General features: G+C 43.2%; 11 protein-coding genes and 1 tRNA gene. 9 read left to right on the top strand and 3 right to left on the bottom strand.

Annotated elements, in window-relative coordinates:
- Positions 1–169: 169 nt before the first annotated feature.
- On the bottom strand, positions 170–895 hold the full coding sequence (locus tag DUL71_RS24410; RefSeq protein WP_114940487.1) for a hypothetical protein: 726 nt from the start codon (positions 893–895) through the stop codon (positions 170–172).
- 391 nt (positions 896–1,286) lie between these two features.
- Between DUL71_RS24410 and purL the strand changes: the two genes are divergently transcribed.
- From purL to DUL71_RS24390, 4 genes are all read left to right on the top strand, one after another.
- Entirely contained in the window at positions 1,287–3,509 is a 2,223-nt protein-coding gene (purL, locus tag DUL71_RS24405; protein WP_114940486.1) for a phosphoribosylformylglycinamidine synthase subunit PurL, read from the top strand.
- Positions 3,509–3,898: an SMU1112c/YaeR family gloxylase I-like metalloprotein gene (gloA2, locus tag DUL71_RS24400; protein ID WP_114940485.1), complete on the top strand. Its 390-nt coding sequence runs from the start codon at positions 3,509–3,511 to the stop codon at positions 3,896–3,898. The genes purL and gloA2 overlap by 1 nt, the downstream gene beginning before the upstream one ends.
- Positions 3,899–4,650: 752 nt before the next feature.
- The gene (locus DUL71_RS24395) at positions 4,651–5,355 is read left to right on the top strand and encodes a tRNA1(Val) (adenine(37)-N6)-methyltransferase (RefSeq protein WP_114940484.1); all 705 of its coding nucleotides are present in this window, start codon (positions 4,651–4,653) and stop codon (positions 5,353–5,355) included.
- Between the two features lie 49 nt (positions 5,356–5,404).
- The gene (locus tag DUL71_RS24390) at positions 5,405–5,896 is read left to right on the top strand and encodes a metallophosphoesterase family protein (protein ID WP_114940483.1); all 492 of its coding nucleotides are present in this window, start codon (positions 5,405–5,407) and stop codon (positions 5,894–5,896) included.
- Between the two features lie 198 nt (positions 5,897–6,094).
- Here the strand turns inward: DUL71_RS24390 and rnhA are convergent, their stop codons facing one another.
- The gene (gene rnhA, locus DUL71_RS24385; protein ID WP_112575182.1) at positions 6,095–6,565 is read right to left on the bottom strand and encodes a ribonuclease HI; all 471 of its coding nucleotides are present in this window, start codon (positions 6,563–6,565) and stop codon (positions 6,095–6,097) included.
- A 179-nt stretch (positions 6,566–6,744) separates the two neighbouring features.
- Positions 6,745–8,838 (bottom strand): heavy metal translocating P-type ATPase, encoded by a 2,094-nt coding sequence (locus DUL71_RS24380; RefSeq protein WP_167443313.1) that lies wholly within the window; start codon positions 8,836–8,838, stop codon positions 6,745–6,747.
- 124 nt (positions 8,839–8,962) lie between these two features.
- Here DUL71_RS24380 and DUL71_RS24375 point away from each other — a divergent pair.
- The 5 genes from DUL71_RS24375 (at position 8,963) to DUL71_RS24355 (ending at position 16,472) form a co-directional block, all read left to right on the top strand.
- Positions 8,963–9,036: transfer RNA gene (locus DUL71_RS24375), tRNA-His, on the top strand.
- A 462-nt stretch (positions 9,037–9,498) separates the two neighbouring features.
- Positions 9,499–10,179 carry an RNA polymerase sigma-70 factor gene (locus DUL71_RS24370; RefSeq protein ID WP_114940481.1) on the top strand — a complete coding sequence of 227 codons (681 nt, stop codon included), beginning with the start codon at positions 9,499–9,501 and terminating at the stop codon, positions 10,177–10,179.
- A 28-nt stretch (positions 10,180–10,207) separates the two neighbouring features.
- A complete protein-coding gene (locus DUL71_RS24365) occupies positions 10,208–11,380 on the top strand; it encodes a FecR family protein (RefSeq protein WP_114940480.1) in 1,173 nt (390 codons plus the stop codon).
- Between the two features lie 286 nt (positions 11,381–11,666).
- Positions 11,667–14,957: a SusC/RagA family TonB-linked outer membrane protein gene (locus tag DUL71_RS24360; RefSeq protein WP_161964498.1), complete on the top strand. Its 3,291-nt coding sequence runs from the start codon at positions 11,667–11,669 to the stop codon at positions 14,955–14,957.
- A gap of 6 nt (positions 14,958–14,963) precedes the next feature.
- Positions 14,964–16,472, top strand: coding sequence for a RagB/SusD family nutrient uptake outer membrane protein (locus DUL71_RS24355; RefSeq protein WP_114940478.1), 1,509 nt, complete (start codon positions 14,964–14,966; stop codon positions 16,470–16,472).
- Positions 16,473–16,511: the final 39 nt, after the last annotated feature.

The raw sequence follows: 16,511 nt of genomic DNA, 5'->3' as shown, positions 1-16,511 counted from the left end.
CTAACGGTGCATACGCGCGCAGCTTGGTCAGCCTTGCATATCCATAATCTAAATCAGAGCTACAAACAAGGACGCTTGCGGTAGTAGGTGAGCTTTAATTGCTTAAATATTGCAGCGATAGCTTTTTTAAGAGAGAGTGATGGTTATCTTTATGAGGTAATTTTATTTATTATGCTTTTAAAAATTGCTGCGCAAATAATTTAAACTGTTGCTGCAGCTCAAAGATAGGTTTGAGTAATTCAAATCTTTTTTCATAATATTCCTCGCCCAATAGTTTTTGCGCTGCATAGTTCTTCTCAATATTAGCCTTAAGATCGAGGGTTTCTTCGTGGGTTAATTTTTCTGGATTTTCAAGCAAAGCAATGAGATGTTGTTCCGTCGCAATTAAAGGCAACATTTTTCTCAAGCTACCTTCAATATGGTGCATAAGATGCAAGCAATTCAATGCTATTTCGCCACCTAATTTGCCGCCTTTATTATCATCAATCAAAATCTCAACCGCACTCATAGATACATCAAACTTATATTTTTTTTCTTTAATTGATAACAATGATTTTTCTGCTTTTTCTCTACTTAACTGCCTGATGGAGATATCGATTGAATACGAAATGAAACTTTGCAAATCGGTAAAATAATTGATAATTGCTTGCTGCGCTTGAGTATAGCTTTTACCACGTCGATCCTTTAATATATCTAAATCGGAAGTAATTTTTGCGTTTTCCTGAATGAATTCGGCTTTAACACCTTCTACGATTTTCGTTAGCTCGGCAATATCCTCCTTATCCGCTTTATTTTGGCCCTTTTTATAAAAGTAACCTTGCCTGGCTAAAATAGTTATTGATATCAAAATTTGAACGGCCAGAGTGATTAAGTACGCTATTTGGTAGTTATCCATATGTTTTGAATGCAAGTTATAATAAAGTATTATTGTATAAAAATAATAAACGATTAGTTTTGAAACTGGAGCATTTGGTGCGTGCGTGTGCCGAGTGTGTTCTCTATGATCAGCCTACAACCATTGATTGCGAATATATTGTTATCGTATTTATGCACAATATATTACGCACATGACACGTATGCTCCCGCTACCGCAAGCGTCCTCGCTTGTGGGCATCACGCAGAGTTGTGCAGCTTTAATTAGCGTTTCCTCAAAAACTTACGAAGTTTCCGAAACTTCGTAAGTCTACATTTCGACTGCCAAGCCCCAAACCTTTCGCCTTTCAGCTTTCACCTTCCCCTCTTTTTTTCATACTTTTGCGCATCCTTTCAAATAAAGCAATATTACATTGGAGCACCAGGAATTAACTACCGTTGAAACCGCTAAAAATCTGGGCCTTTTACCCGAAGAATTTGAACGCATAAATGAAATATTAGGACGTGTGCCCAACTTTACCGAGCTTTCTATTTTTTCGGTAATGTGGAGCGAACACTGCTCATACAAAAATTCAATTACATGGCTTAAAACTTTGCCGAAGGATAGTCCTCGGATGTTGGCTAAAGCTGGTGAAGAAAATGCCGGTCTTGTTGATCTTGGCGACGGCATTGGCTGCGCCTTCAAAATCGAATCGCACAATCACCCTTCGGCCCTTGAACCATATCAAGGTGCTGCCACAGGGGTAGGCGGTATTAACCGCGATATTTTTACCATGGGCGCAAGGCCTATCGCGCAGCTTAACTCCCTGCGTTTTGGCGACTTAAGTCTCGACAAAACCAAATGGTTAGTTAAAGGTGTGGTTAAAGGTATCAGCCACTATGGTAACGCTTTCGGTATCCCAACCGTTGGCGGCGAATTGTTTTTTGACGATTGCTATAATGTTAACCCGCTGGTTAACGCTATGTCGGCCGGTATTGTTAAGGCTGGTGAAACTGTTTCTGCTACGTCATACGGTGTGGGCAACCCGGTTTATATAGTTGGTTCGGCCACAGGTAAAGATGGTATTCACGGTGCCGCCTTTGCTTCTAAAGATATTACCGAAGATTCGGTGAACGACCTTCCTGCCGTACAGGTAGGTGACCCTTTCCAGGAGAAACTGTTACTGGAAGCTACCCTTGAGGTTATTAAAACCGGCGCCGTTGTTGGTATGCAGGATATGGGCGCTGCCGGTATCATCTGCTCAAACTCAGAAATGAGCGCCAAAGGTGAGCACGGTATGCGTATCGACCTGGATAAAGTGCCAACCCGCCAGGATAACATGAAACCTTACGAAATCCTGCTTTCTGAATCACAGGAGCGTATGTTGATCGTGGTTCATAAAGGTCGCGAGAAAGAAGTTGAAGACATTTTTGACAAATGGGACCTGAACTGCGCCATTATTGGTGAGGTTACCGATACCCAGCGTTTAGAGTACTTTATGCATGGCGAAAAGGTTGCCGATGTACCTGCCGATGACTTGGTGTTAGGTGGCGGTGCCCCGGTTTACCAACGCGAATATCGTGAGCCCGCATACTTTGCCGAAAACCAGAAATTTAATATCGATGACGTTGCCGAGCCTGTAAACCTGGTAGAGGTTGCCGAGCACTTGGTTGGTCACCCTAATATTGCATCAAAACGTTGGGTAACCGACCAGTACGATAGCATGGTAGGTGTACAAACCATGACCGCCAACCGCTCATGCGATGCAGCCGTTGTTGCCGTTAAAGACACCGACAAAGCCATTGTGTTAACTACCGACTGTAACTCGCGCTACGTATATGCCGATCCTTATAAAGGTACCGCCATTGCCGTTGCCGAAGCTGCACGTAACATTACCTGTGCCGGTGGTGAGCCGGTTGCTATAACCAACTGCTTAAACTTTGGTAACCCTTACATTCCTGAAGTTTACTGGCAGTTTGTAAGCGCTATTAAAGGTATGGGCGATGCCTGCCGTAAGTTTGAAACTCCTGTTACCGGTGGCAACGTAAGTTTTTATAACCAATCGGCAGATGGTGGTTCGGTGTTCCCTACGCCAACTATCGGTATGCTGGGTGTAATGGACAACGTTGATAACATCATGACTGCTGATTTTAAACAACCGGGCGACCTGATCTATCTGATCGGTGAATCGGTAAATGATATCGCGTCATCACAATATCTTGCTTCATGGCATAAAATAATTAAGGCACCGGCTCCGTATTTCGATATCGATAAAGAATACGATATGCAGCAAACCGTTAAAGAACTGATTAGTCACAGAGTGGTTGAATCGGCTCATGACGTTGCTGACGGCGGTTTATATATTGCCCTGTTAGAGTCGTCAATGCCTAATGGCCTTGGTTTCGAGATCGCTTCTGACGATAGCATCCGTAAAGATGCTTTCTTATTCGGCGAAGCACAAGGCAGGGTAGTAGTGAGTGTTGCCCCCGAAGAGCAGGAGCGTTTTATTGAGGTAATGGCAACCAGCGAAGTCGAGTTTACGCTGTTGGGTACTGTTACCAATGGTGCTTTAACAGTTGATGAAGAAGCCTTTGGTCATGTTACCGACCTGAAAATGGTTCACGCAAACATCCTTCACGGTATTTTAGGCGAATAATGTTAAAACTTAACCGCATACATCATATAGCTATCATCTGTTCGGATTATGCAAAATCCAAACAGTTTTATACCGAGGTACTCGGCTTAAAAATAGTTCGCGAGGTTTATCGTGAACAACGACAATCATACAAGCTTGATCTGGAAGTGGGTGACCTCTACCAGATCGAGCTCTTTTCTTTTCCCGATCCACCTGCACGTCCGTCGCACCCCGAAGCTGCAGGTTTGCGCCATTTAGCTTTTGAAGTTGATGATTTGGATGAGTCGGTAGCACATATTTCATCTTTTGGTGTGGATATAGAACCTATCCGTATTGATGAACTTACCGGCAAACGTTTCACTTTTTTTGCCGATCCGGACGGTTTGCCGTTGGAGTTGTATGAGCGGTAATCCCCTCTAATTCTCTATTTAGATAGCTTTTGTTGTTATTAACAGTCATTGGCCCGCTCAATCGCCGCGGGATGGCTTTGTTCTTTTGTCTTGATACAAAAGAACCAAAAAATCAAGTCAGCAGATAGGCTTCTTTGCCGCACTGGCCAACCCACATGCCTTTGCTCGGCCTTTGTCCTGCAAACCGGGCAGAACCACGGGCTGCAATTATTTTGCCCCGCTTCGCCCACAGGTTTCCGGCCCTCTGCAAAAACTTGCTATGCCCCTGCAGTCGCACAGCCCACCATTGTTCTACCCGCTTTCGCCCGAAGCTTACCTGCTGACGAAGAGGGGAAAGAGGTAAGACTGTAAGAGTCAGGAAACAAGATTGTGAGAGTCAAGAATCAAGACAGCAAGAGTCGGAAGTAAAATAGTTGAATAGAGAAGAAAGCAACTTAAAACCATGTCATTGCGAGCACGAAGCAATCGCACGGAGGCATAGCCGCTCTGTATAGCTACGAGATTGCTTCGTGCCTCGCAATGACATGTTATTAGAAAAGCAAAAGCGCGTCGGCCCGGCAGAAAAGCGGGCCAGGGAGTATGGCCTGCGGGGGGAAGCTTTTTTCTGTTTTGGGTTTTTGGTTACTTTTGGGCCAAGCCAAAAGTAACAGCCATCCCGCGGCGATTGAGCGGGCCAATGTTTTTATTTAGCAGAAATATATTCATACCTTATCAACCGGAAGTTTTTAATCCGAAACAATAACTTCGCCCTCATGTTCCGTTTCAAACAATTCAGCGTTGACCAAACCGACTGTGCCATGAAAATCAATACCGATGGGGTATTACTTGGCGCTATGGCCGGCGAAGGAGAGCCGTTAAACATTCTGGATATAGGCACCGGAACAGGTGTCATAGCCCTGATGCTGGCTCAACGATTTACCGAGGCTAAAATAGACGCTGTTGAAATTGACGAACAAGCTGCTATAACAGCAAAAAGCAACTTCAGTAATTCGCCATTTGAAAGCAGGCTAACACTTTATGCAGCAGGGTTTGAGCATTTTTTTGAAGAGCACCCTGAAAAAAGATATGACCTAATTGTATCGAACCCGCCGTTTTATATCAACTCCCTGCAATCGCCGGGAATTAAAACAAATTTGGCCAAGCATGCTGCCGATGGCTTTTTTGAAAAGCTGATATCGATAGTTGCAGCGCAGCTTACCGAACGGGGAATGTGCTGGTTGATATTGCCCGTAGATACCGCTGATTTGGTTAAGAACCTGGCGGTGCAGCACAAGCTGCATTTGCAAAAAATAATTACTGTGCACTCTTTTAAAGATGATGCCGCACACCGGGAAATACTTGCTTTCAGGAAAAGCGATGTGCAGGCAATAACTAATAAGTTTGTTATCTACGATGAACCAAAAGTATACACGGAAACATACCGGGAGGTGCTGAAAGATTTCCTGACGATATTTTAATCTCCGGCATGGTTCTCAACTCTAACCTCTTAAACTCTATCTTTACACCATGACCCGCATAGGCCTCATTTCCGATACCCACAGCTACCTCGACGATGCCGTTTTTAAACACTTTGAAAATTGTGACGAGATCTGGCATGCAGGAGATTTCGGAAACATCGAGTTAGCTGATAGGCTCGCTGCTTTTAAACCCTTAAAAGGCGTTTATGGTAATATTGATGATAAGGATGTAAGAATAGTTTATCCCGAGCACCTGCGCTTTAAATGCGAAGACGTGGATGTGTGGATGACCCACATCGGTGGTTACCCCGGCAGGTACAGCCAAAATATCAAAGCCGAAATTTATAGCAATCCTCCCAAGTTATTTATCACCGGGCATTCGCATATCTTAAAGGTGATGTTCGATAAAAAGATTAATTGCCTGCACATGAATCCCGGCGCGGCCGGCAAACAGGGCTGGCATAAAGTACGTACTCTATTGAGGTTTAATATCGATGGCGATAAAATCCAGGATCTGCAGATTATAGAACTTGCAGGATAAAAAAATAAAATATAAGAAATGTCATTTCGATAGAGCCGGATGGATTTGAGCACTGGGGCGAAAGAGAAACCTTGTACGCTTTGCAATGCAATAATGACTTAAAGCAGGGCGTATAAGATTTCTCCTCACGGGCACCGCACACTCCTCAGCCTGTTCGTCGACGGCAAAGTTGGATTCTTAAGTAAATTTGTGATTAGATTACATCATTCCAGCCCTGGCATTCTCAGCCTCAAAAACCGAGTCGATAAGCAGGGGAGGACGTTTGCCTGCTGCCACAGCTAACTGGTCGCAGCGCTCATTTTCCGGGTGACCGTTATGGCCGCGCACCCAGGTAAATTTAATTTTATGAATTTTGCTTATCTCCAAATAGCGCATCCACAGGTCTTTGTTTTTTTTGCCCACAAAGCCTTTTGCTACCCAGCCGTTAACCCAGCGTTTTTCGATGGCATCAATCACATATTTAGAGTCGGAAAAGATCATGACATCCTGGTTGGGTGCTTTCAATGCTTCCAACCCTTTGATAACTGCTAACAGTTCCATTCGGTTGTTGGTAGTTTTACGAAACCCTTCAGATAGCTCCTTGTAATGCTGTCCCGAACGCAATATCACACCATAACCACCCGGTCCCGGATTACCACTTGAAGCCCCGTCTGTAAAAATTTCGATCATTTAAATTAGTTCATGGTTGATGGTTCATAGATCATAGTCAGGAACCAGGTTAACAATTTAGCAGATAGTTAATGGTTCGTCATAGTAAAAACCGCGTTAACATGCAGCTTCAAAAATAACAAACTTTGCCTTATCCTCTAAAACTAAAGGACTAAAAAGCGACCATGAACCATGATCTATTATCTATCAACTTTTTTAATCTTCAGCCTCAATGAATTCCCTATTACTACTACATCTGAAAATGCCATGGTAAGCGCGCCAACCATGGGGTTAAGGAAGCCCATGGCAGCTACAGGGATGGCTATAATATTATAGGCAAATGCCCAGAAAAGGTTTTGTTTGATGGTAAGCAGTGTATGCCTGCTAATTTGCAAAAACTTGATAACCGAATGCAGATCGGTGTTCAACAACACCACACTGGCCGACTGGATAGCAACCTGGCTGGCATCGTTCATGGATACACCAACATCGGCATGGGTTAGGGCAGGGGCATCATTAATGCCGTCGCCTATCATGATGGTTTTGCCTTTTTGCTTATAAATATCAATCGCTTTAAGCTTTTCTTCTGGAAGTCTCTCGCCGTGCACCTCGTTAATGCCCAATTGATTGGCTACTTTAAGGCATCGTTCTTTTTTATCGCCGCTCAATAATACCGGGATAATGCCCATTTGTTTAAGTTGGGTTATGAGTTCCGGAGCTTCGGGTTTTATCTGGTCATCAACGGCAATTTGTGCCATCAGTACCTGGTTTTTATAAAGTGCAAGGTTAAAGTGACCATCATTACTGGCTTTTGCCGTACCTAAAAAGTAATGATTTCCTTCAACATCCTCAGCGCGCATACCCAGCCCTTTTTCTTCTTTAACCGATTTTAAAATGAGCTTTTGCTGTGACAGGTCTTTTAAACCGTTTACAAGCGATTTGGCTATCGGGTGATTGGAACGTTCCTCGATAGCAACAATAGCACCCCTGATCTGTGCTATATCGGCACCATCCGTAATATTGATTTCGTTAACTGTGAACTTTCCGGTTGTGAGGGTGCCTGTTTTGTCAAATACCACATATTTGGTGTTGGTAACAGCTTCAATGGTATCGCCACCTTTTACAAGGATGCCGTTTTTGGCCGCCCTGCCTAAACCAACCATAACCGCGGTAGGCGTAGCCAGGCCCATAGCACACGGACAGGAAATTACCAGTACGGCTATTGCGTTCATCATAGCATGCTGAAAGCCGGCGTTACCCACAAGATAGGTAAGCATAAAAGTAATAAGCGCTATTAGTATAACTGCCGGTACAAATATGGCTGCAACCTTATCTCCCAATTTTTGAACAGGTGGTTTAGCCGCCTGGGCTTTTTTCATCAGATCGATGATTTGAGCAAGGATGGTATTTGATCCAACACGGGTGGCCAGCATATGGAAATTGCCGTTAACCAGTATAGTGCCACCAATAACCTTATCATATTTTTGTTTTTCAACCGGGATGCTTTCGCCGGTAAGCATAGCTTCATCAACTGAGCCCTCACCGGAAAGCAGCTCGCCATCAACCGGGATCTTGTCGCCCTGATTAACCAGTAGCGTATCTCCGGGGCGTACTTCTTTGGCATTGATTACCTCAACGCTGCCGTTTATGATCCGGTTAGCATTTACCTGTTGAAACTTAATCAGATCTTTTACCGCCGAAGTAGTCTGACTTACCGAACGTTTTTCAAATACATTGCCCAATAGTACCAATGTTATGATCGTTGCACAGGTTTCATAAAACTGATATTGTGGTCCCAGGTTACGTATTGTGCCGATAACGCTGTAAACAAAAGCCGACGTTGAACCCACAAAAATGAGCACATCCATATTAGGAATTCCTCCTTTAAGTGAACTGATAGCACTTTTGCCAAAATGTAAGCATCCAACAATAAAAACTGGCAGGCACAATAATAGCTGGATTACGGGCTGATGCAGGAAATGCCAGGGCAATATCATATACAGTAAAAGGGGAGTGGTAAAGATGGCGCAGAAGATAAATTTGTTTTCTACCCGCTCATAAAACGGCACCGAATGAGTGCTGAGGTCCTCGATAACTTTAAATCCTAAATTTTCTATCCCTTTTTTTATTTCAGGCAGCTTTGCTTCGTCGCTGGTAGAAAATTTCACCTCTTCGCCGGCAAAATCAACCAGGATATTATGTAAGCCCTTTTTTTCGAGGAATTTATGGACAGACATGGCACAGTTATTACAATGCATGCCGGTCACATTTAGTTCTATCAATTGCTCAGCCATAGTTACAAAAATACTTATTAAGCATAATCATTCTAAATTAAACGGGTAAGCTTAATGTAATTTTAAAAAAGAGTTTGCAATTTCCCGGGAGATTTCTATTTTTGCACACTCGAAAAACAAGACGGTAGGCATAGCTCAGTTGGTTAGAGCACCAGATTGTGGTTCTGGGGGTCGTGGGTTCGAGCCCCATTGCTTACCCGCTTTTCTAAGGCTCATTTACATAAGTAAATGAGCTTTTTTTGTGTCCCTTCAAAAAGTGTAAAATTTACTTCAATGCGAAAGAAATGCCGGAAAGATATATCGGGTATCTGTTTGGCTGGGAAATACAGATTGTTGATTTTAAATCTCGAATTTTTTTTAAAATATATAAGATTTGAGGGAGGTGAAAGACTATTGGGTGTGTTTTTTATTTGAGCTGTGATTTAATGGGTTTGTAGATAGCATTGGAGCGAGTTTTTAGATATTTTTTTAAAAACTATTTGTTTTTTCGGGTTTGTTATGGCCTTTTTAAGGTGCGGTTTGCTTTTGGATAATAAAATTTGTTTAAAAATTACGATTTTTTAGAATTTTGAATTGATTTGGTTGTTTTTGGGAACGGCATGGGGTAGCAGGATTGGAAAAATAGAGAATATTTATATCTTTACTCCTATTGATTAATCCATGAAGTCTTATCGTTCATATTCGGACTTAGAATTGCTTGACCTGGTAAAGGAGGAAGATAGAAACGCTTTTGTTGAAATCTTCGAACGCTATAATAAACTTTTATATAGCCATGTGTACAACAAGCTCCGGGATGAAGACACATCAAGAGATTTGGTGCAGGATGTGTTTGTGGCATTGTGGGAAAAGAGGGATATGATTAAAAATGTTAACCTCTCAGGATATCTTTTTACCATGAGCCGTAATAAGATATTAAATCTTGTTAGTCATCATAAAATAGTGACTGACTATGCAACGACAATTCAAAATTTTGCAGGGGTTTCCGGAGGCCTTGCGGATGAAAGAATAAGGGAAAAACAATTAGCAGAGATCATCAATAAAGAAATTAATGCCTTGCCCGAAAGAATGAGGGAGGTTTTTTTAATGAGCCGCTTTGAACATCTTAGCAATCGGGAAATTGCAGAAAAGTTGAACCTTTCAGAACAAACTGTTGCTACTCATATCAAGAAATCACTTAGGGTTTTGCGTCAAAAAATTGGTATGGCTATATTTCTTACTTCTTTTTGTCATTGTGGTGGTCTTGATACCCCTCTGGTACCAGAGAAAAACGACCATAAAAAAAATATTTTACTTTTTTTTCCTTCCGGGATACCCGATCGATCCGACTCAACTGTTATGTAATTGTTAAGTCATTATTGACTTATTGATTATGGCAGAATTTGATCACGAACAATTATTAAAAAAATTCAGGGAAGGTAACTGCACGGAAGAGGAGCTTGCCATCATCGAGTCGTGGTATGCGGACTGGAATATGAATGATCATATCCATCTTTCTGAAGCTGAACTCAGAAAAGCAGAGTCACTGATGCGGAACCAGGTAATGGGGCGCATTGGTATAAGGACAGTACAGTTCTGGCCTCGTATATCTATGATCGCCGCGTCGGTAGTGTTGATAACCTCAATATGCTTTTATTTATTAAAACTCGAAACCTCCCGTAAAGCTATAACGAAACCAGCTATCGCCAGTACAGAGATCTTAGCAGGGAAGGAAGGGGCTACACTCACACTGGCTAATGGTCAGAAAATTAAATTAGGTAAGAGCGTTCAGGGGCATTTGGCTTCGCAGGGAGCGATAAACATTACCAAATCTGTTAAAGGAGAAATTACCTACACTGTGCAGGATCAAAGCAACTCAAAAGGAAAGACCGATGGCCACAATCCGGAAATGCTTTTTAATACTTTAAATACCGGTAAGGGAGAAACTTTTAAGGTCAAACTTCCCGACGGATCCCTGGTGTGGCTAAACGCGGATTCGAAGATCACCTTTCCGGTTAATATGGAAGCCGAAAAGGAGCGTAAGGTTAATCTTATCGGCGAGGGGTATTTTGAAGTAGCTAAAGATGCAGCTCACCCTTTTGTTGTTAGTGTCTCTGGTACCTCCGAATTTTCGGGCCAGGAAATCCGGGTGTTGGGGACCCATTTTAATATTAATAGTTACCCTGGCGAAAGTAATGCTGCTACTACATTACTTGAGGGAAGTATCAGCCTTACTGTGGAGGGTTTAAAATTTACCAGGAAATTAACACCGGGACAACAGGCTGAGGTAAAGAGCAACAATGTCCGGATATCGGAGGTTGATACTGAAAACGCCGTGGCCTGGAAGAATGGCTACTTTTACTTTGACCGGACAGATATAACCACGGTAATGAACCAGATTTCGCGTTGGTACGATGTTAATGTGGTTTATGAAGGCAAGGTCCCCGATGCTCACATCACCGGGAAAGTACATCGCAATGCTAATCTGTCTGAAGCATTGCAAATCCTGAAATACCTAGATATTAACTATGTCGTGGTTGACAGAACCATTAAGATCAGGCCTTGATAATAAACATTTTAAAATTAAACAAAACTTAAATAAGCTATTGCCTATGGTGAGATTTTACTAATAAGAGAGCACAGGAGCTTGAATAACCGTGGAAGTGTTGGAACCACAACCACGGTAAGTGTTCAGGTTATCCTATTCTGTTCAGGTGGTGCCTGGGCCGAATAAACAATTGACTATTGATTTCATTAACCTCAACCCATCAAATATAATGAATAAATATCTAATCGGGAATGGCTCCCGGCCTGGATGGCTATGGCCTGTTCCCGAGAAAATTCTCTTAATAATGAGGCTGACAATTTTATTACTGGTCATCTCCTTTGTACATGTAAGCGGAAAAGTACTCAGCCAGATCACCCTTAACGAATCCAACGCGAAACTTGAAACTGTTCTGAAAGCGATTGAAAAGCAATCGGGCTATGTTTTCGTTTATAATGCCGATAAGGTAAACCTGGACAATGTTACCGTAAGCCTGAAAAACGCGACTATAGAACAGGCGCTTGAGGCATGTTTCAAAAATACCCAGATCCAGTACCAGATTGTTAGCAAAAACATTGTGCTTCGCAGGCGGGAAGTGGTGCCGGAAAAGCCTATCGCCGCCGAGGCAATACTCATATTGGGAACGGTGACCAACACTTCCCGGCAACCCCTAAGCGGTGCCTCGGTTATTTTAAAAAGAACAAAAAAGGGGGTATCTACCGATGCCCAGGGTAAATATTTAATTAAAACTGCAGAAATTACCGATACCTTACTTTTTAGCTATCTGGGATATGTTACAAAAGCTATCCCTGCCAGGGTTGCCGCTAAATCACCCATCCTTGATGTGATTATGGAAGAGGCAACCAACGGATTGGATGAGATTGTTATACAGGGATATGGCAAAACCAGCAAGCGGTTAGCTACAGGTGATATTACCCGGGTATCCGGAAAGGACATTGCGGATCAACCCGTGATGAACCCCATACTTGCCCTTCAGGGTAGGGTAGCAAACGTTGATATAACACCAGTTGGCGGAACGGCGAGCGGACCTGTGAAAATAGAGATCAGGGGACGAAAGGCCTTAAATGATCAGTTTCCGTCCGATCCGCTTTATATTATCAATGGGGTTCCGTTAACTGTGCTGGAGGTTCGGGGTGGGACTGCCAATGCTGGAAGCGCCGCGTATTCCAGGGGCTATGATCAAACTGGTGCTGGCCCAGGCCAAAGCCCATTTTTTAGCCTGAACCCCGATGATATCGAATCCATCGAGATATTGAAAGACGCGGACGCGACAGCTATTTATGGCAGCAGGGGCGCAAATGGGGTCATCCTTATCACCACCAAGAAGGGACAGCCTGGTAAAATGAAAGTAGATGCCAGTTTCAACACCGGCTCCAATTTCGTAACGCGATATTTTGATCTGCTGAATACGCAGCAATATATTGCCATGCGAAAAGAGGCATTTGCCAACTCCGGTGTACAGCCTACTGTAAATAATGCTGTTGATTTATTGGTATTTGATCAGTCAAAAGATACTAACTGGCAAAAATATCACAGCGGTTCTTCCAGTCAAACTAATTATACAGGTAGTGTAAGTGGCGGTAGCGAACTAACTACTTACAGGATTGGGGCCTCGTATGGAACAACACATGATCTGAGTACGATCACCGGTGGAAACAGGCGGGGAACAGTGTCTCTTTCGCTGCAAAACCATAGTGCAGATCAGAAGTTTTCAATGGATTTGAACGCTTCATATGCAGCAACGTCGGTTGATGCAGTTCAGATGAATGTTCCTCTTACCCTTCCTCCAAATGCGCCGGATCCTTTTGATTCGCAGGGGAACCTGAATTTTGCTGCGTGGGGAGCTGCCCATGCCAGTTACCCGTTCAACGGATTGAAGATTACCACCGACCAGAGAGGAAACACCTTGTCAAGCGGGCTGCTTTTAACCTATAATGTTGTTAAAGGTTTATCTTTATCTACTTCCCTGGGATATACCAACACTACTAACCTTAATACAGTTATTACTCCGATAGCCGCTCTTGACCCCTTCAGCACTCCTCCTTTTTATGGCAGGTCGCAGTTTGGAACTACCCGGGTAAGTAATATGATTGTGGAACCGCAGCTTAATTACCATACGTTATTGGGTAAGGGCAGCCTTGCTGTATTAGCAGGAGGAACGTACCAGCAAAATTCTACAAGCGGTGCTAATGTGCTCGGATTGAATTATACTGATGACGCCCTTCTGTCCACCATCACTAACGCACCTGTGGTAACGGCAGATGATATCTCAGGTAAATACAAATATACGGGTGTATTTGCGCGGGTGAATTTCAATTGGGATGGTAAATACATATTGAACTTAAATGGACGGCGTGATGGAAGTTCAAGGTTTGGGGCCGATAGCAGGTTCGGTAATTTTTATTCAATCGGCGCTGCCTGGAATATCAGCGATGAGAAATGGGTTAGCGATTTCCTCCCGAGCTTTTTTTCATTGGTTAAAATCAGGGGAAGTTATGGCATTACCGGAAGTGATCAGGTAGGCGATTATAAATATCTGACCCAATATGGCAATACTGCTATTAAACTTCCCGATTATAATGGGATTTCTCCCATTATCCCACTGATCCAGCCTAACGCGGATTATCACTGGCAAGTGAACAGATCGACTGAACTTGCACTTGAAATAGGCATGTTAAAAGATCGCTTATCGTTAAGTGTATCGGCATACCGTTCTTATTGTGATAACCAGTTAGTTGATTTTTTAACACCTGCAATCACCGGTTTTACATCAGTTATAGCGAATTCGCCGGCGAAAGTTGCAAATGATGGTTTAGAGATAGCACTTAATGGCACTTTGATCAAAACCAACAAATTTAGCTGGTCGGCCTCCTTCAACACAGGCTTTAACCGTAACCGCTTATTGGCCTATCCTAACCTGGAAAAATCGCCTTATGCCGACAGATTGAAAATTGGCACCTCGGTTAATTCTGTTTACGTGCTTAAATACCTTGGTGTCGATCCGCTTACCGGTTACTATACCTTTGAAGACCATAACGGTGATAATAACATTACTACAACCGGCGGGCCGGAATCAAGAGGGGATAGGTACATTGCAGTAAAAACAACGCCTGATTTTACCGGTAACCTAAGCCAAACGTTCCGGTATAAAGGCTTTTCCCTATCTGCTAACTTTTATTTAGTTAAACAAAGGGGAAGGAACTCTTTATACAACAGTATCGCAACTGGTTCAACAAATATTTCGTTAGAACGCTATTTAACCAGGTGGCAGAAACCCGGCGATCAGGCTCTTACCGCTAAATTGAGTGTGGTAACCACGGCAGAAAATTCCTTTATACTTCAAAGTGATCAGGCGTATACAGATGCGAGCTTTATCCGCCTTAACAGTATCAATGCATCTGGTGCGCTTCCTAAAAGCTGGGCGAAACAAATAGGCGCATCTAATATCAATTTCATGGCGTCGGCCTCAAATATCTTTGTGATCACCAAGTATAAAGGGCTTGATCCGGTTGTTCAGAGCGTGGGAAGCGCCCTTCCAAGCAGAACTATCACTTTTGGTTTAAACTGTTCATTTTAAAAGGAAATGATGAAAAAGAAAATTATTTCAATAATAGGTATTTGTATTGCATTGCTTTTCATTTATGGGAGCGGCTGCAAAAAAATGGTGGATGTGGGTGATCCAACAACTACAATCACTACCGAGAAAGCCTTTACAACAGATGGAACTGCCTATGCCGCTTTGGCTGGATTATATTCTTACATGCTTAATGGCGACGGGCCTCAGGCAATAACAGTATCTAATGGCGGAACAACTGTTTATGCTGGCATGTCTGGCGATGAACTGACCAATTTTCTTGGTACAAGCAACGATGTAGATTATAATTTCGTGAGTAATAGGCTTACCAGCCAGAATGATTTGGTTAACAGCATATTTTGGACCCCTCTTTATAAGAGTATTTACAATGCCAATTCGATTATTGAAGGCATAGCGGCTTCAACATCAAATTTGCTGAAGCCCGCTGCAAGGAAACAGATCACTGCCGAAGCCAAATTTATCCGGGCTTTCAATTATTTCTATCTGGTGAATCTTTTCGGAGATGTGCCCCTTATAACCGGCACAGACTGGAAGGCCAACGCGCAGGTACCGCGAACCCCGCTGGCAGATGTGTATACCCAGATTACAAATGATTTGCTGGATGCGCAGCGCGACCTTCCGGAAGACTATGCGATAACCGGTGGTGAGCGTATCAGGGTTAATAAATACGCAGCTACGGCAATGCTGGCCCGCGTTTATCTTTACAGGAACGACTGGAAAAACGCCGAAGCGGAAGCATCGGCAGTGATTGCCAATAGTCAGTTTGCGATCGACCCTAACCTGGATAATGTATTTCTGCCGTCCAGTAAGGAAAGCATCTGGCAGTTGAAGCCCGCATCAACCAATATTAATATACCATCGTACGAAGCAAAGGCTTTTACGCCACAGATATCGTGGGAGAAAGATATACCAGAAGATCAGCGCCCTCTCTATTTGGATCCGAGCGTTTTTTCGGACGTGGCAATATTGTTTTTTCCGTCATATTACATGACTGATGATCTTTCGGCTGCTTTTGAGCCTGGTGATCAACGGTTAAAAGCCTGGACAAATTTTGTCGAAACACCAAACTCTCCTCCTTATACCGGTGCAACTGCCCATTTTTCGAGTAAATATGCCAGACAGGGGCTTGCCGCTACACAATACCTTGTGGTACTGAGATTGGCAGAGCAGGTATTGATCAGGGCCGAAGCAAGGGCGCAGCAGGGAAATCTTTCAGGTGCCGATGAAGATCTGAATAAGATCAGGACGCGTGCGGGGCTTGGCATCATAAGTTCAGCTTCAAAGGATAATGCGCTTGCTGCTATCGCGCATGAGCGCCGGATCGAATTTTTTTCAGAATGGGGCCATCGCTGGTTTGACCTGAAGAGAACAGGTAAAGCGATGGAGGCTCTTGGTTCATTGTCATATAAAAAGATCATAGCAACACAGCTTCTTTACCCTATCCCGCTGGATGAGCTGCAATCAGCACCAAGCCTGGTCCAAAATCCTGGTTATTAAAATGACAGATTCTGAGGATTAAGTATTCAATATTCAAAC

It is taken from the genome of Mucilaginibacter endophyticus, assembly GCF_003351025.1.
GTDB lineage: Bacteria > Bacteroidota > Bacteroidia > Sphingobacteriales > Sphingobacteriaceae > Mucilaginibacter > Mucilaginibacter endophyticus.
The sequence above is the reverse complement of the archived record's forward strand: the minus strand, read 5'-3'. Positions and strand labels throughout refer to the sequence as shown.

Coding starts and splice junctions, on each gene's coding strand:
- gloA2 (WP_114940485.1), top strand. CDS start 3,509: ATGTTAAAACTTAACCGCATACATCATATAGCTATCATCTGTTCGGAT.
- DUL71_RS24395 (WP_114940484.1), top strand. CDS start 4,651: ATGTTCCGTTTCAAACAATTCAGCGTTGACCAAACCGACTGTGCCATG.
- DUL71_RS24370 (WP_114940481.1), top strand. CDS start 9,499: ATGAAGTCTTATCGTTCATATTCGGACTTAGAATTGCTTGACCTGGTA.
- DUL71_RS24360 (WP_161964498.1), top strand. CDS start 11,667: ATGAGGCTGACAATTTTATTACTGGTCATCTCCTTTGTACATGTAAGC.
- DUL71_RS24355 (WP_114940478.1), top strand. CDS start 14,964: ATGATGAAAAAGAAAATTATTTCAATAATAGGTATTTGTATTGCATTG.
- DUL71_RS24380 (WP_167443313.1), bottom strand. CDS start 8,838: ATGGCTGAGCAATTGATAGAACTAAATGTGACCGGCATGCATTGTAAT.
- rnhA (WP_112575182.1), bottom strand. CDS start 6,565: ATGATCGAAATTTTTACAGACGGGGCTTCAAGTGGTAATCCGGGACCG.
- DUL71_RS24390 (WP_114940483.1), top strand. CDS start 5,405: ATGACCCGCATAGGCCTCATTTCCGATACCCACAGCTACCTCGACGAT.
- DUL71_RS24365 (WP_114940480.1), top strand. CDS start 10,208: ATGGCAGAATTTGATCACGAACAATTATTAAAAAAATTCAGGGAAGGT.
- DUL71_RS24410 (WP_114940487.1), bottom strand. CDS start 895: ATGGATAACTACCAAATAGCGTACTTAATCACTCTGGCCGTTCAAATT.